Annotated in this window: 19 protein-coding genes and 1 other RNA gene; 9 read left to right on the top strand and 11 right to left on the bottom strand. The window is 62.9% G+C overall.

Annotated elements, in window-relative coordinates; translation table 11 throughout:
• Positions 1 to 13 precede the first annotated feature (13 nt).
• From KBC96_03395 to KBC96_03355, 9 genes are all read left to right on the top strand, one after another.
• Positions 14 to 2,011, top strand: a complete 1,998-nt coding sequence (locus tag KBC96_03395; protein ID MBP6963431.1) for a peptide transporter — start codon at positions 14 to 16, stop codon at positions 2,009 to 2,011.
• A 36-nt stretch (positions 2,012 to 2,047) separates the two neighbouring features.
• Positions 2,048 to 2,950 (top strand): hypothetical protein, encoded by a 903-nt coding sequence (locus tag KBC96_03390; protein ID MBP6963430.1) that lies wholly within the window; start codon positions 2,048 to 2,050, stop codon positions 2,948 to 2,950.
• Position 2,951: 1 nt separating this feature from the next.
• Entirely contained in the window at positions 2,952 to 3,422 is a 471-nt protein-coding gene (locus KBC96_03385) for a PqqD family protein (protein MBP6963429.1), read from the top strand.
• On the top strand, positions 3,419 to 4,051 hold the full coding sequence (locus KBC96_03380) for an FtsX-like permease family protein (GenBank protein MBP6963428.1): 633 nt from the start codon (positions 3,419 to 3,421) through the stop codon (positions 4,049 to 4,051). The genes KBC96_03385 and KBC96_03380 overlap by 4 nt, the downstream gene beginning before the upstream one ends.
• A 70-nt stretch (positions 4,052 to 4,121) precedes the next feature.
• Positions 4,122 to 4,862: an ABC transporter ATP-binding protein gene (locus tag KBC96_03375; protein MBP6963427.1), complete on the top strand. Its 741-nt coding sequence runs from the start codon at positions 4,122 to 4,124 to the stop codon at positions 4,860 to 4,862.
• A gap of 131 nt (positions 4,863 to 4,993) precedes the next feature.
• Entirely contained in the window at positions 4,994 to 6,097 is a 1,104-nt protein-coding gene (locus KBC96_03370) for a peptidoglycan bridge formation glycyltransferase FemA/FemB family protein (protein ID MBP6963426.1), read from the top strand.
• A gap of 42 nt (positions 6,098 to 6,139) precedes the next feature.
• Positions 6,140 to 7,102: a hypothetical protein gene (locus KBC96_03365; protein MBP6963425.1), complete on the top strand. Its 963-nt coding sequence runs from the start codon at positions 6,140 to 6,142 to the stop codon at positions 7,100 to 7,102.
• 38 nt (positions 7,103 to 7,140) lie between these two features.
• Positions 7,141 to 8,241 carry an alanine racemase gene (alr, locus tag KBC96_03360; GenBank protein ID MBP6963424.1) on the top strand — a complete coding sequence of 367 codons (1,101 nt, stop codon included), beginning with the start codon at positions 7,141 to 7,143 and terminating at the stop codon, positions 8,239 to 8,241.
• Between the two features lie 120 nt (positions 8,242 to 8,361).
• Positions 8,362 to 9,048, top strand: coding sequence for a hypothetical protein (locus tag KBC96_03355; protein MBP6963423.1), 687 nt, complete (start codon positions 8,362 to 8,364; stop codon positions 9,046 to 9,048).
• 6 nt (positions 9,049 to 9,054) lie between these two features.
• Here the strand turns inward: KBC96_03355 and KBC96_03350 are convergent, their stop codons facing one another.
• From KBC96_03350 to aspS, 11 genes are all read right to left on the bottom strand, one after another.
• On the bottom strand, positions 9,055 to 10,158 hold the full coding sequence (locus KBC96_03350) for an AI-2E family transporter (protein ID MBP6963422.1): 1,104 nt from the start codon (positions 10,156 to 10,158) through the stop codon (positions 9,055 to 9,057).
• A 7-nt stretch (positions 10,159 to 10,165) separates the two neighbouring features.
• A complete protein-coding gene (locus KBC96_03345; GenBank protein ID MBP6963421.1) occupies positions 10,166 to 10,939 on the bottom strand; it encodes a SigB/SigF/SigG family RNA polymerase sigma factor in 774 nt (257 codons plus the stop codon).
• A complete protein-coding gene (locus KBC96_03340; protein ID MBP6963420.1) occupies positions 10,940 to 11,374 on the bottom strand; it encodes an ATP-binding protein in 435 nt (144 codons plus the stop codon).
• A 3-nt stretch (positions 11,375 to 11,377) separates the two neighbouring features.
• Positions 11,378 to 11,725: an STAS domain-containing protein gene (locus tag KBC96_03335; GenBank protein ID MBP6963419.1), complete on the bottom strand. Its 348-nt coding sequence runs from the start codon at positions 11,723 to 11,725 to the stop codon at positions 11,378 to 11,380.
• Between the two features lie 87 nt (positions 11,726 to 11,812).
• Positions 11,813 to 12,148, bottom strand: a complete 336-nt coding sequence (locus tag KBC96_03330; protein MBP6963418.1) for a YtxH domain-containing protein — start codon at positions 12,146 to 12,148, stop codon at positions 11,813 to 11,815.
• Entirely contained in the window at positions 12,138 to 12,545 is a 408-nt protein-coding gene (locus KBC96_03325) for a hypothetical protein (protein MBP6963417.1), read from the bottom strand. The genes KBC96_03330 and KBC96_03325 overlap by 11 nt, the downstream gene beginning before the upstream one ends.
• Before the next feature lie 18 nt (positions 12,546 to 12,563).
• A complete protein-coding gene (gene mnmA, locus KBC96_03320; GenBank protein MBP6963416.1) occupies positions 12,564 to 13,625 on the bottom strand; it encodes a tRNA 2-thiouridine(34) synthase MnmA in 1,062 nt (353 codons plus the stop codon).
• A gap of 125 nt (positions 13,626 to 13,750) precedes the next feature.
• The gene (locus KBC96_03315) at positions 13,751 to 15,127 is read right to left on the bottom strand and encodes a replication-associated recombination protein A (GenBank protein MBP6963415.1); all 1,377 of its coding nucleotides are present in this window, start codon (positions 15,125 to 15,127) and stop codon (positions 13,751 to 13,753) included.
• A 28-nt stretch (positions 15,128 to 15,155) separates the two neighbouring features.
• A non-coding RNA gene (gene ssrS, locus KBC96_03310) (6S RNA) lies at positions 15,156 to 15,341 on the bottom strand.
• An 89-nt stretch (positions 15,342 to 15,430) separates the two neighbouring features.
• The gene (locus tag KBC96_03305) at positions 15,431 to 17,041 is read right to left on the bottom strand and encodes a hypothetical protein (GenBank protein ID MBP6963414.1); all 1,611 of its coding nucleotides are present in this window, start codon (positions 17,039 to 17,041) and stop codon (positions 15,431 to 15,433) included.
• Between the two features lie 15 nt (positions 17,042 to 17,056).
• Positions 17,057 to 18,847: an aspartate--tRNA ligase gene (aspS, locus tag KBC96_03300; protein MBP6963413.1), complete on the bottom strand. Its 1,791-nt coding sequence runs from the start codon at positions 18,845 to 18,847 to the stop codon at positions 17,057 to 17,059.
• Positions 18,848 to 18,862: the final 15 nt, after the last annotated feature.

The following is an 18,862-nucleotide window of genomic DNA, read 5'->3' as shown; positions in this document are numbered from 1 at the left end:
GGAAGACGCAACCTTGGCACCTGAAGCTAGCGGCATGGAAGACGTCAGGGAACGCATAGAGGAGTCGACTGACACGGGTGAACCGACGAAGTTCGAGGACGGGTTCACCATTAAGACGGTCATCGGCGCGATCTTCGTGGTGCTGTTCATGCTGCCCGGAGCGCTGTACCTCGGACTCGTCGCGGGGCAGGACCTCGGCCCGGCGGCTCAGTGGGTGACGATCGTGCTTTTCGCCGAAGTCGCTCGCCGCTCGTTCGTGCCGCTGAAGCGCCAGGAGATATACATCCTCTTCTACGTCGCCGGCGCGCTGGCTCACATGAGCCTGGGCGACAGGGGCATCTCAGGCGGGTCGTTCGGTGGGCTCATATGGCAGCAGTACTTCGTCCAGTCGCCTCAGGCCCAGCAGATCGCACACGAGATCCCGAGATGGGTCGTTCCCGCGCCCGGATCGCGCGCTCTCATCGAGCGGACCTTCTTCGACCCGGCGTGGGCCGTTCCCATCATGTTGCTCGTCGTCGGCGAGATCCTCGGCCGACTGAACTGGCTCGGCCTCGGGTACATACTCTTCCGTGTGACATCCGACACCGAGCGGCTCCCGTTCCCCATGGCTCCCGTCGCGGCGTCCGGGGCGACCGCTCTCGCCGAGGCAGGCTCGAAAGAGGAGTCCTGGCGCTGGCAGGTCTTCTCCATCGGCACCATGGTTGGCCTCGTCTTCGGGTTCTTCTATCTCGCGGTGCCGATATTCACCGGCGTACTGCTCAGCAAGCCTCTGATGCTGATACCTATTCCGTTCATAGATTTCACCCGCAACACAGAGAACATACTCCCGGGCGCGCTTACCGGCCTCAGCGGCGACCTGGGCAACGTATTGATCGGTTTCGTGCTTCCGTTCGAGATAATGGCGGGCCAGATTGTCACCTCTATTGCCTGCCAGATCTTCACGAACCCGATTCTGTACCGCCACGGGATGCTTCCGACATGGCGCCACGGCATGGGCACCATAGACACGCAGATATCCACCAGCATTGACTTCTGGATGAGCGTCGGGATCGGTGTCGGCGTCGCAGTTGCGGTGATCGGCATATTCAGCGTCATCGCCTCTGCCCGAAAGGCCAGCAGGGCGATGAAGGAGAAGCGCACTGCCGATTACTCGATCCCGGAAGGCCGCGGCGACTTCCCGATCGCTCTCGCGGTCGGCGCGTGGCTCTTCGCATCTCTCGGGTACATCACGATCGCGCACAGGCTCGTCCCGGCGTTCCCTCTGCTGTTCCTCGTCGGTTTCGGTCTCTTCTACTCGCCGCTGATGTCCTATGTCTCCGCCAGGCTGATCGGTCTCACCGGCCACGGTGTCGGCTTCCCGTTTGTGAAGGAGGCCGTCATCATCAAGAGCGGCTACCAGAAGGCGGATATCTGGTTCGCGCCGATCCCGATGTACGATATGGGCTGGGCCGCGCAGAGATTCCGCGAGGTCGAACTCACCGGCACGAAGTTTACCAGTATCCTGAAAGCAGAGTTGTTTATGCTCCCGATCATGCTGATCTCGAGCTTCATGTTCTGGGCGTTCTTCTGGCACACCAGCCCCGTCCCGTCGCCGCAGTTCCCGTTCGCTCAGAAGTTCTGGCCGCTTCACGCTACGATGCAGAGCATCTGGCTGACGGCCAACAAGCCCGGCGGGGCCAACTGGTTCATGAAGGCGCTCAAGCCCGATGTGGCCGTCTACGGCGGCATAGCGACTTTTGCTCTATACGGTGCGACGGCCGCCCTGAAACTGCCCGTGCTGTATTTCTACGGTCTGGCAAGCGGAGTGGGTATGCTGCCGCACGCGATAATCCCGAGATTCGGCGGCGCGCTCCTCGGACGCTACTACTTCGCGAGACGCTTCGGGCTCGAGAACTGGCGAAAATACACCCCCGTGCTCCTGGCGGGGTTCTCCTGCGGCATGGGACTGATGGGCATGAGCGCCATCGCCCTCGCCCTGATCTCTAAGTCGGTGTCGTACCTGCCTTACTAGCTCTTTGACATCGGGCGCTCGGAGCCTATAACATATATGAACGATACTGACCGCCGAACGATCGTAGCCTGGCACGGTATAGCAATCGAGTCGCCGGCCGAGTGGAGTCTCTCTTCCGTCAGTGGCGACGAGAAGTCCGGCTACTACCGGGTGTCCAGTCCAGGCACGACCGCCATCGAGGTGCGTTGGTCTGAGGCTTCGGAAAAGGTAGATCTCGCGGCGAAGCTCGACTCCTTCCTGCGCGATCTCGATCGCAAGTCGCGCAAGCGGAAACTGGACTTTCAGAGCAAGACGCGCGAGAAGAGTGGCGACCTGTTCTTCACCTGGCGCGCCGACCGAAAGGCCGAGGGGCGGCTCTTTCGATGTGCCGAGTGCAACCGCGCCGTGATCGTCCAGGTGAGCGGGGTCCCCGGCGATCCCGTATCGGCAGTCGCTTCATTCGTGCTGCCTTCGGTGACGGACCACATCGAGGGCGGTTGGCGCAGATGGGCGATGTACGATCTGCGTACCGACGTGCCCGGCGGTTATCGTCTCGACAAGCACAAGCTGATGGCCGGGTATCTTCAGCTCCAGTTTCGCAGGGGCGCGAATCAACTAATAGTCGAGCGCTGGGGACTCGCGAACGTCGCGCTGAAGAACACGACTCTCGCCGAATGGTTCGGCCGGCGCATGAGGAACGACCTGACGGGATTCTCGTACCGCATCGAGGAATTGCCCGAGGAGCCGGAGACCGCGATCCAGGCGCTCGGGCGGCGGTCGGGGATTCTGGGGGTCTACCGGACGATCGGGGATCTCAGCAAGTTCCGCGTGCCGGCGCTCAGGCTCGATGCTTACGCATGGGTCTGCGAGGAATCGAACAAGATATACTCAGTCCAGAGTATGCACACCCGTCGGGAGCGCATCATGGACGACGTCATAGATCGGGTCGAGTGCCATTGACATGGGCGCCTTCTACAGCATAGTCTCGCAGTACCTTCCGTTCGTGCGCAGGAAGCCGGTCCTCGACCGTGAGAAGGCGCTGAAGGCGTGCCCGGTCAGGCATCCTCAGGTGCGCTTCGAGCGGAACGATGACGGGGAGATCAACCTGTATCTGCCGCGCCGGAAGGATCGCCTCTCCCGCGCGCTGATGTTTGTGCTCCGGGCGCCGCCCGAGAAGGAGATCGTGCTCGACGAGGTCGGCTCGGATGTCTGGGATCTGTGCGACGGAGTGAACAGCGTCGAAGCGATAGTCACCGCCGTCTCGAAGAAGTACAAGATTACGCGGAGGGAGTGCGAAACCTCCATCGGTGCATATCTGAAGACCCTGGGCGACCGCAATCTCGTGGGGCTGCGCGTTTCGCGGCGAAGTCTCGAAGAGGGCAAGCGGGGGGAACCGGCGGACAAGCGTCCAAAGACACGAAAGAAGCAATGAACAAGACCACTGACAGTGCACAAGTAGGACGGCAGGTTCAACTGCCGCTCCGGAAGGCGTTCGAGATTAGCCTGCGGAGCATCAGGATTCGGTTCTGGCGCTCGATGATCACCGCCGGCGGCATCATGCTCGGGATCGCGTTCCTCGCCTCGGTACTCACTACGGCGTTGATCCAGGCGCACATGCCTGACGCCAACATGGATGCGAGGGCGCTCCAGGCCGCGCAGAACCGCCAGACGTGGCTGGTCATCATGTCGCTCCTCGTCTGCACCGTCGGCATCACGAACTCGATGCTGATGTCCGTCACGGAGCGCTACAAGGAGATCGGCACCATGAAGTGCCTCGGCGCGCTCGACTCGTTCGTTGTCGAGCTGTTCATCCTTGAATCGGGCCTGCTCGGGGTCATCGCGTCGTTCATCGGATGGTTCGTCGGCTCGGGCATCATATTGCTGCTGGCCCTCGGTAGCCACGGCGCGGCGGTGTTCGGCAAGATCGGCTTCCTGCCGATTCTGGGCACGCTCGGGATAGCGATGGCGGTGGGCGTCGGCCTGACGCTCGTCGCGACGATCGCGCCCGCCATCCGCGCGGCCAAGATGCCTCCCGCCATGGCCTTGCGAGTAGAAATCTAGCCCGGTCTGCGGCGTCTCATCGGTCTCATGCGTCCCATGAGTCCCACGGGCCTAACAAAAGGTGAAGCACATGTCCGCAAACGAATACGTAGTCAGGACCAAGGATGTCGCCAAGGAGTTCTTCATGGGCGACCAGTCCCTGCGCGCGCTCGACGGCGTGCATCTGGACATCCGCCGCGGAGAGTACATCTCCATTATGGGCCCGTCCGGTTCGGGGAAGTCCACGTTGTTCAACATGATCGGCGGTCTCGATAAGCCGACCGAAGGCTCGGTGTTCATCAACGACGTAGACATGGCCCAGCTCGACGCGCACGAACTCGCGTACCTCCGATGCCGCACCATCGGCTACATATTCCAGTCCTTCAACCTCATCCCGGTTATGACCGCGCTGGAGAACTGCACCCTGCCGATGATCTTCGCCGGCACTCCGACCGATGAGGCCAACGAAAAGGGCATCGGCCTGCTCAACATGGTCGGCCTCGGCGACCGGCTCTTCCACAAGCCGACCGAGCTCTCCGGCGGCCAGCAGCAGCGCGTCGCGATCGCCCGCTCATTCGCCAACGACCCCGCGATCATCCTAGCCGACGAGCCGACCGGCAACCTCGACCTCAAGACCGGCAAGGAGATCATCCTCCTTCTCAAGGAACTGAACAAGAAGAGGGGCGTCACGATCATCTCCGCCACCCACGACCTCAAGATGCTCGACATATCGGATCGGGTCGTGTGGATCCGTGACGGCAAGATCGAGCGCATCGAAGAGCGCGCCGACCTCGACCTCAAGGTCGGCGCGATCGAAGGCGAGGAGCAGTAGGCTCCCCGGCCGCCGCAATGGACGACCTCTCGGGCGATGGATACCCTCTCCATCGCCCGTTCTGCTTTTGACACGGATTGCCGTCTGTGTTAGAATCCCCTCGGATGGTTTCACCCCCAGAGGCAGGTTTCATGCAGGTGCGAGAGATCCCCGAGAGCGAAAGGACGCGCTGGAACGACTTCGTCGCCGCGCAGAAGACCGGCGACCTCCTCCAGTCCTTCGAATGGGGCGATCTCAAGGCATCCGGCGGCTGGCGGCCCATCCGCCTCGCGGCCGAGGACGACGGGCGGATCGTCGGCGCGGTCTCCGTCCTCGAGCGCCGGCTTCACCGCCTGGTGAACAAGTGTATCTTCTATGCCCCGCGCGGCCCCGTGTGCGACTTCTCCGGCTCGACCGACGTGCTCTCAGCACTCCTGGATGGTGTCCGAGAGCGCGCATCCCGAGAGGGGGCGATTCTCCTCAAGATTGACCCGCCGATACGGATCGAAGACGAAGCGCCTCCGTTCGAGCAGTTGGGCTTCAAGAGGATCGCCGACGAGGACGGGTTCGGCGGCGTCCAGCCCAGGTGCGTGATGCAGCTCGATCTCCGGCCAACGCTCGATGAGATTCTCGCCGGGTTCAAGCCGAAGTGGCGCTACAACATCCGCCTCGCAGAGAAGAAGGATGTCACCGTGCGCTCCTCGTGCACGCGAGACGACCTGAAGGCTTTCTACAAAGTGCTTCGGGAGACAGCCGTGCGCGACCGCTTCCTCGTCCGCGGCTTCGAGTACTACGATCAGATGTGGACGCACCTCGTCGAGCCGGGATACGCGAAGCTATTCCTCACGGAGTACGAGGGCCGGGTCATCGCCGGGGCGCTGTCGTTCGTCTTCGGTGACAAGTGCTGGTACACCTACGGCGCTTCGAGCAACGAGCATCGCAACGTCATGCCGAACCATCTCATGCAGTGGCGCATGATCGAGTGGGCGAAGCAATCCGGCTGCGCCGTCTACGACTTCCGAGGGGTCTCCCAGAAGCAGGATTCCGACGCCGAGGACGATCACCTGCAGGGCCTGAACCGTTTCAAGGCGGGTTTCGGCGCGCAGTTCGTCGAGTACGTCGGGGAGTTCGATCTGCCGTACTCGACGCCCTGGTATTGGCTCTGGGTGACCGCCAAGCCGCGCGTCTCGGTGCTGATGAAGTCGCTCAACCGGCGGGGTGGTGGACGGCATGCCCCGGGCGGAACGGATTTGTGATTCGGGATCTGGTTCTCGGACACGGCAAGTAAGGAGCAAGTAGTGCAGAGCAAGTCGTTACCGGCATGCGCCGCGCTCTCATTGGCGCTCGCCGTTCTCATCGCGGGTGCGTCGCTCTCGGCGCCCGCGCTCACTTCACACAAGGAGATGATGACGCGGCTCGCGTCGCTCGAGCTGGCCGACGGGTCCGTGGGGCAGGGCCGCATGACCCTGGTTTCCGTGGGCCGCTCGGTTCAGGGCCGCGAGATACCTATGGTCGTCCTGGCAAGTCCGGGGGTCGCTCTGGCGGACACCAGGCGGATGTTCGTCATGTGCCGTCAGCACGGCGACGAGCCCGCGACCACCGAGGCGATGCTCAAGCTCATCACCGACCTGGTGACCAGTCCGAGCGATGAAGACGCCGACCTGCTTGACAGGGTGTCGTTCTTCATCGTGCCGATGGTCAACCCGGACGGGGCCGAACGGAAGCAGCGCCGGAACGCTGAGGGCGTGGATCTCAACCGCGACTGGGTCGCTCTCGCCCAGCCGGAGACCCGTGCCGTCAGGGCCGCGATAGACCTCGTCGCGCCCGAGGTGATCGTTGACGCGCACGAGCTCAGCCCGACGAATCGCGGCAGTGACTATCTCCAGTGCGCCGGGCCGTCGTCGGGCGCGAGCGCCGAGGTCGTTGAGGAGTCGGTTCGTATCCAGAGCCTCATGGTGGGCATGCTTCAGACTCACGGCATCGAGGTAACCAGCTATCACATTGACAACCTGCGCGGGACCGAGCTCGCCCATCGGCATTTCCCCACCTGCGCGAACACCAAGACATTCCTGTTCGAGACCCGACAGGCAGGAGCGAGGTCGGGCTACATCGAATACAGGATGCACCTGCACATCGTCGGCGCGATGACGATTGCCAAGTACCTCGCGGGCCGCGAGAGCCAGCTGGCCCAGCGTATCGCGGACTGGAAGCTGGAGAACCAGCGCATGCTCGCCTCGCGGGGAAAGCGCCGGCCGAGGTAGGGCGGTCGCGGGTGTCGGTCCGACAGAGGCTGCAAGCTGTGAACACGCACTGGGTCGAAGTAAGCCTGAAGAGCATCGTCCGCAACCTGGAGCAGATCCGGGGCCTCGTCGGCCCGACGGTCAGGATCATGGCCGTCGTCAAGGCTGATGCCTACGGCCACGGTGCGGTCGAGGTCTCCAAGGCGCTGGAACCGTCTGCCGACTACCTTGCTGTCACTACGCTCGAAGAGGCGATGGAGCTTCGTGAGGCTGGGATCGGCACACCGACTCTGGTGTTCAGTCCGCTCCTGCCCGATCAGATGTCCGCGGCGCTCGATGCCGACCTCGATCTTACCTCGTTCTCGCCCGAATCCCTTCGCGGTATCTCTCAGGCTGCGAAGAGGGCCGGCAAGGCCGCGCGTGTCCACGTCAAGGTGGACACCGGCATGGGCCGCCTCGGGCTGATGCCCTCCGAGTGCGCGGGTTTCATCTCGCAGGCGGCAGGCTCTCCCGGCGTCGAGGTCGCCGGCATCTACACTCACTTCGCCAACGCCGGCGCAAAGGATTTGTCGAGCGCGCGCAGGCAGAACGAGCGGTTCGGACGACTCCTGTCGCAACTCGATGAACTCGGACTGCCGACCGGCCTGCGTCACGCGGCGAACAGCTCGGCGATCCTGAATCTGCCCGATTCACACTACGGCATGGTTCGCCCCGGCACCATCCTTTACGGGCAGTTCCCGACCGCCCACACCGAGCGAAAGATAGAACTCGAAGACACTTGGCGGCTGAAGACGCGCATCGTCGCGCTGAGGGAGCTTCCCGCGGGCTCGAAGGTCGGTTATGGGAGTGAACACACGACAGCACGGGTCACGAAGGCTGCCGTGATCCCGATCGGCTACTGCGACGGCTTCACCCTGATCCCGGAGAGCCTCGCCCGGCGCGCCTCGTCGCCGATCCAGCAGCTTGCCCGCAGGCTTCTTCGCCGCCGGGGCGAGTGTGTGACCGTCAGGGGAGCGAAGGCCCCGGTCATCGGCCGCGTCTCGATGCAGATGACCTCGGTGGACGTCACCGACATCCCCGGCGTACAGGTCGGCGACGAGGTCATCGTCCCTGCGCGCAGAACCACCACCTCCAGCCGCATCCCCCGAGTCTGCCTCTAAGCGCTCCTACTCGTACTCGTACTCCTACTCGTACTCAACAATGGGTATCACATAACAAATCCCCGCGCGCCGGCGTAACCATCCTTTGAAGCTCCAGGTCCGTATCACGCGAGGTGTACTATGAGCGAGAGAAGTGCGCGAGTTCGAACGATCGTCATCACCGCCGTCCTGACCGCCCTGATCGCCGGCGGAGTCGTCTACTCTTGGCAGCACAGTAAGGTCGCGCGTCTGCGGAACGAACTGCATATCGCTGCACAGCGGCTGACCGCGGGCGACAATAGGCGCTCGAACGACTCACTTTCGCTCGAAGCCAGGATCGCGTTGCTGGAGAAGAAACTGGCTGGTCTGCGCAGGTATCCGCCCGTCGGCAACGTCCCGCCGGAGTTCCTCGCCGTCTGCGGCGCCACGCTCGACGAACCCGACACTCCCGTCGTCGAGTACTACGTCGCCTCGCCGAGGCACTTTACGGTAATCGAGAAGCTGCGTCTGCTCGCGGACAGGCTCTCCCGACTGGAGTTCTCTGATTTGCCCATCAACGTCGTCCGGATTGAGACCGTCAAGGGCAAGAAGGTGGCGGTCATTGACCTCCGCGAGTCACAACGAGGGAGCGACTATCGCTCTTGGTATGGTGGGTACTTCCAGGGCTCGACTGGTGGGGGCATCACGCAGACGAAGCTGATGGACACCTTTTTGCAGAGGGGCTATCGGGGTGAATGGGTGGACGGGGTTCGATTCCTCTACCAAGGCAAGCCGATTCAGGAGGGCGAGTGGGATCACATCAACCTCTCCGGCACGATCTACAGGTAGGGCCGCCTACTCCGCCGCGGGCTTCTTCCTGCGTCTCAGTCTCGACTTCCGAGGCGGTTTCGGCTCGGCTTTGAGTTCGGGGCAGAACTCGAAGATCACTTCCTGAATGCTCGCCGCCACCGGCACGGCCAGTATCATCCCCACCAGCCCGAAGAGCTTCGCCCCCGACAGCAGCGCGAAAAGGCTCAATGCCGGGTGCAGTCCCACCGACTTTCCCAGGATTCTCGGCGTCACCGCCATGTCGAACACCTGGTTCAGCGCGACCATCGCCCCCACCGCCAGCAGAGCCTGGGGGAGTGCGTTGTCGTATGTCGCAAGCCCGACGAGGAATGCGAGAAGCGAGATGGTTATCGCGCCCAGATATGGCACGGCGTAGAGTATCCCGGCCAGTAGCCCCAGGATGATGCCGTATCTCATGTGTAGCACTTCGAGCACGATCGTCGTCGCGATCCCGTACATCAGGCAGACGGTGATCAGCCCGCGCACGTAGCCGCTGAAAACGGCGCCGACCCGCGAGAGCAGCTCGACCGCGCGCGGTCTCATATTCGACGGAATGAGCAGGGCAGACTTCGCCCTCATGCGGTCAATGTCCATCAGAAGGTAGAACGCGATGATCGGAACGAGGACGAACCACAGCGCCCTCGACAGGTTCGCCGTGATCCACGCCGTCACCAGGCTGACCGCCGATCCGAACTGGCCGCTCATCTGATCGCCGTATCTCACGAAGACGTCGCGAAGCGTCGTCGGCAGCTTGAGCCGCGCAAGCGTGTCGTGATGCTGCACCATTACCCCCGAAACGTAATCCTGGAATCGAGCGGAGTACCTTGGGAAGTCAGCCCCGAACTGCTTCGCCTGATCTATCACGGCGGGCACGAGGAACAGCAGGCCGACGATGAAGGCGGCCAGGAAGATCGCATAGATGGCCAGAACCGACCATATCCGGGCCAGCCCGCGCTTCTGCAGGCGGTCCACCACCGGATCGAGCAGCCAGGCGATCGCGAAGGCTATCAGAAACGGCGGCAGCGTGCTCCTGACGGCGTACAGGAAGGCGATGACGACTGTGAGGACCGTAACTGTGATAGCCGTCTGATGTCGGTTGCCGTTGGTCATGGTGTCTCTAGCCGGACAGGAGTTCCTTCAGGCGCGCGAGCGCCTTCTGTTGGAGTCTCGAGACGTGCATCTGGGAAATCTTGAGCTTTCTCGCGACGTCGGTCTGCGACATGTCGCGGTAGAACCTCAGGTATATTATCGAACGCTCGCGCGGATCGAGGCAGTCAAGCGCCTGGTTGAGGTCGCCGTACTTCTCCAGGCTCTCTAGCGAGCCGTCCGTGTTTCCGACGAAGTCCGTGAGGGGCAGCAGCGCCGACTCGCTCTCGTAGGCGAGTCTGCTGTCCAGCGATACCGTGTCGTACGCGTTGCCGAGTTCTATGGCCTCGAGGGTCTCCTCCTCGCTTGCGCCGACCTCCTGCGCGATCTCTTGTATGGAGGGGGATCGGCCGAGCTTCTGGGAGAGGTTCTCAGCCGCCTTGTTTGCGGCGAGGTTCAACTCCTGCAGGCGGCGGGGCACCTTGAGGCTCCACGCCTTGTCCCGGAAATGCCGGCGTATCTCCCCGACGATCGTGGGTGTCGCGTATGTGGAGAACTTCGTGCCCCTTGATGGGTCGAACCGATCTATGGCGTTGATCAGCCCGATCGTGCCGACCTGCACCAGGTCCTCGATCGGTTCGCCGCGGTTCATGAACTTGCCGGCGAGAAACCTGACGAGATTCTGGTGCATCAGCACGAGTCGGTCGCGGATCGCCGAATCCTTGCACTCCAGGTACTGCGCGAAAAGGAACTCGGCGTTCTCATCGGTCCAGTCCGCCAAGCCCCCTTTCCTTCGGGTTGCCATCTATGCCTGTCCTACATGCTTGGACATATGAATCCGGGTGCCGCGGGGACCCGTCGGCTCGACCCGGATTTCGTCTACCAGCAGCTCCATCAGGAGCGCGCTGATGCTCTCTTCGTCCAGCCCGTCCACGGGCTGATCATCCTCGGGTGCCGTCGCCGGCTCCCGCTCAACCTCGTCCGTGACGTCTATTGTGAGTTGACTGTCGTTGATCCGGCACGTGATGCAGAGGACGGTGTCGGTCTGCTCGGCCTTGACTGCCCGCTCCACAGCGGCGGTGCATGCCTCACCGACGGCGAGCCTGATGTCCTCGATCTCGTCGTAAGAGAACGAACTCCGCCCGGCAACGCCGAGGATCATCAGCCTGGCGACTCCGACGAACTCGGGCCTGCAGGGCATCCTGAGTTCAACCACCGCAGCTTGATCGTGATTGTTCACTTGCTAACCTCCCTTGCTACCAAGTGCTTCATCCTGCGTCTGGTATATGTCGAAGATCTTGTCCAGGCCTGTGATCTCGAAGATTCGCCTGATTCTGGGGTTGGGGATGACGAGGCTCAACGTTCCGTCGCGTTCTCTCAGGCGCTTGAGGCCTCCGATGAGTACTCCAAGCGCCGTGCTGTCGAGGTACTCTACGGCTCCGAGGTCTACAGTGATGTCGGTGACGCCGTCGTCGAGCAGGCTGATGATCTGCTGCTTCAGCAGGGGCGCTGTGAAAACGTCCACCTCGCCTTCGAGGCTGATCGCCGAGGCTTTCTCGCCGAGCGAGCTCGCGTTGACCTTGAGGTTCATCCGAATCCACCTTTCGACGACACCCGAAACCGGGCGCGGCGTTGATTCGTGCGCGCATCGCACCCGGTCGGATGATCCGACGCGAGGCTAGGCCTCGGTCGTGCCTTCTATCTGCTGCTCGAGTTCCTGGCGCTTCTCCGCCACAGCCTGTTTGCCGGCGTCCACTGCTTGCTGAACCTTTGTCTTGGCAGAGTCAACCATCTCCCTGCTCTTGCCGACGAGGCTGTCAACCGACTCACTCAACTGGCCGGCTAGTTCCTCTGCCCTGGCCTTGAGGTCCTCCGCTGTCTTCCTGAGGTCCTGGCGTGTCTCCGAACCGGCTCTCGGCGCCAGAAGCAGCCCCGCCGTCGCGCCGATCACTGCGCCCAGCCCGATGCCTGCCAGCACGCTCAACAACACGTTTCTCTCATCGTCATTGCTCATCAGTAGTACCCCCCTTGTCTTGGACTTCGTCGGATGAACCACGCAGGAACCTTATTCCCCGCCTGATTCCCTCGTAAACACTCAGCACTTGAACGGATGCCGATTGCACGGTCTTGTTCGCGGCCAGGCCGGCCACCGATCCGTCAATCAGTCCCTCGGCGCCGCCGGTCAGGCGGTCAACACGCCGCACGGTCTCAGCCGCGCTTGCGATCAACCGGTCGGTGTCGTTCACCGTGGTGCGCGCATCCCGGATCACCGGGACTATCTCTTCATCAATCATCTTGGTAAGCCTGTTCAGTTCGCTCAGGACTCCCCTGACCAGCGTTACGACCGCCCACGCGATCGCCGCGACGGCGACAATCGCCGTCACCATCAGAATCGCCTGTAGTGCCTGCACGGTTGCACCTCCGATGTGTTACCTCAGGGCGGATTCGATCGTTCCGCCTCCGACGACGTCCTCGCCGGCGTAGAAGACCACGGCCTGCCCCGGCGCGACGGCTCTCTGAGGCCGCTCGAATCTGATCAGCGCCGTGTCATCCGCCTGCACGCTCAGCAGCGCCTCCGAATCCTGCATATTATACCTGATCTTCGCCGTGCCCGCAATTGTACCCCCCGGGCGCTCGATCGAGACGAAGTTCATCTCCGAGGCGACGAGCCCGCCCGAATACAGCTCCGAGTTCGTTCCGACGACCACCGCGTTGCGTCGGGTGTCTATCTCGACGACGTAGAGAGGCTCGCGGGCCGCGATTCCGATGCGCCGGCGCTGGCCGACCGTGTAGAACGCGATGCCCCTGTGCCGGCCGATCTCTCTGCCCGATGTGTCGAGGATCGGCCCGGGCGACACGAGTTCCGGCGCCGCCCGGCTCAGGAATCCGGCGTAGTCGCGGCCGTCCGCGAAGCATATGTCCTGGCTCTCCGCCTTGGAAGCCACCTCCAGCCCGAGTTCGCGGGCGATAGCTCGCGTCTCGGTCTTAGTCAGCCCTCCGAGCGGCATGAGGGTGCGCGCAAGCTGTTCCTGGGTCATCGCGTATAGGGCGTACGATTGGTCCTTGGAGGAGTCCGTCCCCCGCTTGAGCAGCCATCGCCCGCGAAGCGCGTCAAACACGATCCTGGCGTAGTGTCCTGTTGCGATCCTGTCCGCCCCGAGTGCGCGGGCCTTCTCCATCAGCGCCTCGAACTTCACGAACCGATTGCATCTCACGCAGGGATTAGGGGTCCGCCCCCGACGGTACTCCTCGATGAAGTCGCCGATCACGGCTTCCCTGAATACGTCCGAGAAGTCCAGCACGTAGTGCGGGATGCCGAGCAGGTCCGCGACCCGGCGAGCGTCTGCGGCCGCCGCCGGCGAACAGCACGCGCGGCCGGTCTCGTCCGGCTCGGACTCAATCGGCCGCAGGTTCATGGTCACGCCGAAGACGTCGTAGCCCTCGCGCACCAGCATCGCCGCCGCGACGGAGCTGTCCACTCCCCCGCTCATCGCGACGATTACCTTTCCTCCACTCCCACTCCTACTCGTACTCGCACTCCTGATCGTACTCGCACCCGGCTCCCACTCCTACTCCTACTCGTACTCCTGATCGTACTCGCACCCGGCTCCCACTCCTACTCGCCTTCCGGCTCGTCCGACCCCTCCGACTTGCCCCTGATTCTGTCCAGCCGCGCCTTGAACTTCGCTTCCCGCCCTCGCTCGGTGGGCTCGTAGTAGGGTTGCGACTGCGCACCCTCCGGTACGTACCTCTGCTCGACATACCCGCCGGGGAAGTCATGCGGGTACTTGTATCCTCTGCCGTGGCCCATCTGGCGAGCGCCCCGGTAGTTTGTGTCCCTGAGGTGAAGTGGGACCGGCTCCGTGCGCCTCTCCGCGACGTCCTTCAGCGCCCTGCTGATCCCAAGATACGAGGCATTGCTTTTCGGCGCGCACGCGAGATAGACCGCCGCCTGCGCGAGGGGGATCTGCGCCTCTGGCATCCCGACGTACTCCACCGCGTGAGCCGCGGCCGTCGCCAGCACGAGCGCCATCGGGTCGGCGTTCCCGACGTCCTCCGCCGCCTGGATGACGATCCTGCGCGCTATGAACCTCGCGTCTTCTCCCGCGTAGATCATCCGCGCCAGCCAGTAGAGGGCCGCGTCCGGGTCCGAGCCGCGCATGGACTTGATGAATGCCGATATGATGTCGTAGTGGTTGTCGCCGTCCTTGTCGTAGCTGATCGCCCTCTGCTGGATTGCTTCCTCTGCCAACTCCACGGTGACCAGGCGCCTGCCCTCCTCGTCCGGCGGTATCGTGAGCGCCGCGAGTTCCAGCGCGTTGAGCACGCCCCTCGCGTCGCCGTTCGCGATGCCAACCATGAAACGCATCGCCTCCTCCGCTACCTCGACGCGGAACTTTCCCAGTCCGCGCTCTTCGTCCTCGATCGCCTGCCGGATGATCTGTTCCATCTGTTCGTCGCCGAGTTGCTCGAACCGGAATATCCGCGATCGCGAGATCAACGGCGAGTTGACCTCGAAGTATGGGTTCTCGGTGGTGGCCCCGATGAGGACGATGGTACCGTCCTCGACGTGCGGCAGAAAGGCGTCCTGCTGTGCCTTGTTGAAGCGGTGGATCTCGTCCACGAAGAGGATCGTCTTGTGGCCGTAGAACTTCCTCCGCTCTCGGGCCTTCTCGATGATCTTGCGGATGTCGGCGACCCCGGAAGTCACGGCGCTGAAGTTATCGAAGTGGCTCTTCGTGGTTCGGGCTATGATGGATGCCAGGCTGCTTTTGCCGCAGCCGGGGGGCCCCCAGAATATCACCGACCGAAGCTCGTCGGTCTCGATTGCCCTGCGAAGCAGCTTCCCGGGGCCCACGATGTGTTCTTGTCCGATGAACTCGTCGAGGGTGCGCGGCCGCATGCGGGCTGCAAGGGGGGCTTCGCTCTCCGCGGCCTTCGTGGCCGCGTGGTCGAAGAGGTCTGTTGGCTGATCGTCGTCGGATCGCCGCATCGCTTAACCTCAGTCCGGCGAGGCGAAAAAGAACCCCGCCGTGCCGTGTGCCTATCAGGTTTTTGAACCCGTAGAAAAACGGGCGGATGCCTTCACGTACGCTTACGCGATTCCTCGATTGCTCGAAGCTGCCACTCCGCGGACGAATCCGGCTCCATCAGGTTTGAGTGTCGGCTCAAAACCCCCTCAGCTATCACGAACACAGCAGGGTACTTTTCAGAATGCTTCGTACTCTCTGTACGCACCCATGATAGCACAAGTGGCCTGTTTCCGCAACCCGGTAAACATACCGGCAACATCCCGTCACCTGAGCGTCAAAACATCTTCGCGGATGCGGCCGTCGGATGTCATCGCCCGAAACGCCATGCCGGAGTCGGTCGGCGTCACCCGGATGACCGCTCCCTTCGCATCGGCATCGGAGAACCGCGAAGGCGTCCGCTCCGATCCGACCGGCGACGTCAGCCAGTGGATGAGGGCCTGCCTCTGGTCGTCCGCGAGCTTGTCGGCCTCAATCCCGCTCCCTGTCGCCGCCTGCTCCGCCTCCGAGGGCGCGAGTGTCGAGTAGAACCTGAGCGCCCGCATGCACGGGTAGAACGACTCCGGTACGGAAATCCCGTAGTACCTGAAGGTCTTCTGCTGCCTGTCGTTGAGCAGCGCCATCTCCTGCAGAGTCGGTAGGTCCAGACCCTGGTTCTTCTGGTATACGGACTGCCAGTGCTGGATCGTGGCCGTCGGAATCTCGACCCGTCGGTCCTCGTACCATGTCTTGCTCCAGGCGATGCACGCGTCGCCTGCAAACTTCCACTTGAGTTGGTATACCTCCGCTACCTTCTCGATCTCGTGCGCGATCGTCTCCCCGCGCGTGATTGACCATCGGTCCACGTATCCCTTCGACGAATAGCGGGGGGTGTAATGATCGGCGATGATGCTGATTCCGGACGCCTCGTGAATGCGCTGGAGTGCCTCCGTCATCGTGACCTCGGGCAGTTCCGTGTTGGCGTCGCCTGCCAACCTCTCCGGCAGGTTCCTCGCCTCGGTCGAATACTCGCCGGTCTTGGCGTCTTCCTTGAGCGTGAAGAACTCGTCGTTGCCCAGCAGGTCGCGACCGGCCTCGGGCGAAGGCATGAACATATAGGTGATGCCGTGGGTCCCCGTCCCGACGATGTGGAAGGCGAGCGACCGGCCCGCCAGGGGGTCGTCGTGGGTCTCGAACATCGTCGAACTGGCGCTCTCGTCGAGCTTGACGTTGTCCGCCGTCTCGCGCTGTCTCCGGTTCTCATCGAACAGCGCGGTGACCTTCTTCCGCGTGTCGGAGGGAATCGCAGTCAGGGCAACCTGCAGCAGGCCGATCTCCCAGAGCCTCGCTCGATCCCCTGCCGACAGCGTGCTGTAGACCTCGATCGCGGTGCGGAAGCTCTTCTCGCCGATGTACGGCTTCAAGACGGCGTCTCCTTCAATCCTCTTCTGCAGTTCTTCCTCCGAGAGCCCGAGCCTCAGCACTTCGGCCGCGCGGTCCGCTTGCCTTCTCAGAGCCGATTTGTCCAGGTAGTAGAGCTGGTCGGCCTTGGTCTTGGAGTCGCGGTCCTCGTATAACTGGTGTGTGAACGTGCCGTCTTCGCTCTTGGTTGATTTCAGCTGAAGGTGCAGGGCTTCGGCGACCCCGGAGAGGAGTTGAGACAGAGGAAGGTCCTTGGTCAGCACCGTGAGCTTGTGGTGCGCGACGCTCGGATCGGCCTTTGCGGTGACGCCCGTCTCGATCGCGAGCGCTCCCAGGAAGCTCCCCAGGGGTTGTCCTGTCGAGCGGATGCTCACCCTCTGCTCCAGGCGCGGATCGTAGTCATCAACCGCCCGAACGGCGCCGGAAGCGAGAAGCAGGAGCATGATCTGTAGGCATGCCGGCTTTCCGTATCTCATCCTCAGCCCCCGTCACTACACGGTGCGTATCTCCGACGCCGCCCCCTCGCGCAGCTTGATATGCAGTTCCTTGAGCTGGTCCTCGGTCACCGCCGATGGGGCTTCCGTCATCGGATCGTACGCCGTCGCGGTCTTGGGGAACGCGATCACCTCGCGGATGTTCTCCTCTCCGAGCATCAGCATCACAAGGCGGTCAATGCCCGGAGCGATCCCGCCGTGGGGTGGGGCGCCGTACTCGAAGGCCTCGAGCATGTGGCCGAATCTGGCCTTCTGTTCCTCTTCAGGGATGTTGAGCAGGCGGAAGACCTTCTCCTGTACCTCGCGCTGGTGGATCCTGATGCTCCCGCTGGCGACCTCCGCTCCGCTGCAGACGAGGTCGTATGCGTTCGAGCGCGCCTTGCCCGGATCGGAGTCGAGCAGCGGGATGTCGTCCTCATGCGGCGAGGTGAACGGGTGGTGCGCTGAGTCCCATCGGTTCGCCTTTTCATCCCACTCGAACATCGGGAAGTCAACGACCCACGCGAAGTAGAGCATCTCCGGGTCGCACAGGTTCAGCCGTCTGCCCATCTCCAGCCGCAGCCCGGCGAGCGCCTTCGCGGCGACCGCCGGCTCGTCCGCGACGATCATGATCATGTCGCCGACCTTCGCACCCGAGCGCTCCACGATGCCGGACATCTCCTGCTCGGTCAGGTACTTCGCGCTCGGCGACCTGATGCCCTCGGGCGTGACCTGTATCGTCAGCAGGCCTTTGGCCCCGAACGTTCGGGCGAGCGCCGTGATGTCGTCAATGTCCTTTCGGCTGTAACTCGCGCATCCCGGCGCGAGCACGCCCTTCACCTCGCCGCCCTTCTCGAGCGCGTTCTTGAACACCATGTACTCGCTGCCGGCCACGATATCCGCGAAGCTCACGAGTTCGAGCCCGAATCGCAGGTCCGGCTTGTCGGTCCCGTACCTCTCCATCGCCTCGGCGTATGTCAGGCGCGGGAACGGCTTCACGATCTTCTTGTCGGAGAGCGTTTCGACGATCTCGATCATCAGCGCCTCGATGATCTCCAACACGTCGTCCTGCTTGCAGAACGACATTTCGAGGTCGAGCTGAGTGAACTCCGGCTGGCGGTCTGCTCTCGGGTCCTCGTCGCGGAAGCACTTCGCGATCTGGAAGTAGCGCTCGATGCCCGCAACCATCAGAAGCTGCTTGAGCTGCTGGGGCGACTGGGGCAGCGCGTAGAAGTTCCCCGGGTAGAGCCGGCTCGGCACGAGGTAGTCCCTTGCGCCCTCGGGTGTGCTCTTGATCAGGATCGGCGTCTCGATCTCGACGAACTCGCGTGCGTCGAGGAAGTCGCGCATCAGCTTGATGAGCTTGTGCCGCAGGATCAGCTTCTCCTGCATTGCCGGGCGCCGAAGGTCGAGGTAGCGGTACTTGAGGCGCACGAGTTCATCTACGCCGGTCTCGTCTGAGATGTGGAACGGCGGCGTCTTGGAAGTGTTGAGAATCTGTATCTCTTCAGTTGCGACCTCGATCTCGCCCGTCGAGAGTTGTGGGTTCTCGGTTCCCTCCGGGCGCCTTCTTACCTTGCCCTGCACGCTGAGGACGAACTCGCTCCGGACGGTCTCGGCCTCCTTGTGGGCAGCCTTCGCGGTGCTCGGGTCAACCACGACCTGCACGATTCCCCATCGGTCGCGCAGGTCAATGAAGATCAGCCCGCCGTGGTCGCGCCGCTTCTGAACCCATCCGTTGAGGCGGACCTCCGCGCCGATGTCCTCAGCCGTCAGTTCGCCGCATTTCCTCGTCCTCTGCCAGTCCATTGTCTCACTCCTGTG

Source organism: Armatimonadota bacterium, assembly GCA_017993055.1.
GTDB lineage: Bacteria > Armatimonadota > UBA5829 > DTJY01 > DTJY01 > JAGONM01.
Note: the sequence above shows the minus strand (reverse complement) of the source record. Positions and strands in the feature narration are given on the sequence as shown.

What these genes read in the sequence shown, in the direction of transcription:
- KBC96_03390 (MBP6963430.1), top strand. Translation starts at nt 2,048, where the DNA reads ATGAACGATACTGACCGCCGAACGATCGTAGCCTGGCACGGTATAGCA.
- KBC96_03385 (MBP6963429.1), top strand. Translation starts at nt 2,952, where the DNA reads ATGGGCGCCTTCTACAGCATAGTCTCGCAGTACCTTCCGTTCGTGCGC.
- KBC96_03380 (MBP6963428.1), top strand. Translation starts at nt 3,419, where the DNA reads ATGAACAAGACCACTGACAGTGCACAAGTAGGACGGCAGGTTCAACTG.
- KBC96_03375 (MBP6963427.1), top strand. Translation starts at nt 4,122, where the DNA reads ATGTCCGCAAACGAATACGTAGTCAGGACCAAGGATGTCGCCAAGGAG.
- KBC96_03370 (MBP6963426.1), top strand. Translation starts at nt 4,994, where the DNA reads ATGCAGGTGCGAGAGATCCCCGAGAGCGAAAGGACGCGCTGGAACGAC.
- KBC96_03355 (MBP6963423.1), top strand. Translation starts at nt 8,362, where the DNA reads ATGAGCGAGAGAAGTGCGCGAGTTCGAACGATCGTCATCACCGCCGTC.
- KBC96_03350 (MBP6963422.1), bottom strand. Translation starts at nt 10,158, where the DNA reads ATGACCAACGGCAACCGACATCAGACGGCTATCACAGTTACGGTCCTC.
- KBC96_03345 (MBP6963421.1), bottom strand. Translation starts at nt 10,939, where the DNA reads ATGGCAACCCGAAGGAAAGGGGGCTTGGCGGACTGGACCGATGAGAAC.
- KBC96_03335 (MBP6963419.1), bottom strand. Translation starts at nt 11,725, where the DNA reads ATGAACCTCAAGGTCAACGCGAGCTCGCTCGGCGAGAAAGCCTCGGCG.
- KBC96_03330 (MBP6963418.1), bottom strand. Translation starts at nt 12,148, where the DNA reads ATGAGCAATGACGATGAGAGAAACGTGTTGTTGAGCGTGCTGGCAGGC.
- mnmA (MBP6963416.1), bottom strand. Translation starts at nt 13,625, where the DNA reads ATGAGCGGGGGAGTGGACAGCTCCGTCGCGGCGGCGATGCTGGTGCGC.
- KBC96_03315 (MBP6963415.1), bottom strand. Translation starts at nt 15,127, where the DNA reads ATGCGGCGATCCGACGACGATCAGCCAACAGACCTCTTCGACCACGCG.
- KBC96_03305 (MBP6963414.1), bottom strand. Translation starts at nt 17,041, where the DNA reads ATGAGATACGGAAAGCCGGCATGCCTACAGATCATGCTCCTGCTTCTC.
- aspS (MBP6963413.1), bottom strand. Translation starts at nt 18,847, where the DNA reads ATGGACTGGCAGAGGACGAGGAAATGCGGCGAACTGACGGCTGAGGAC.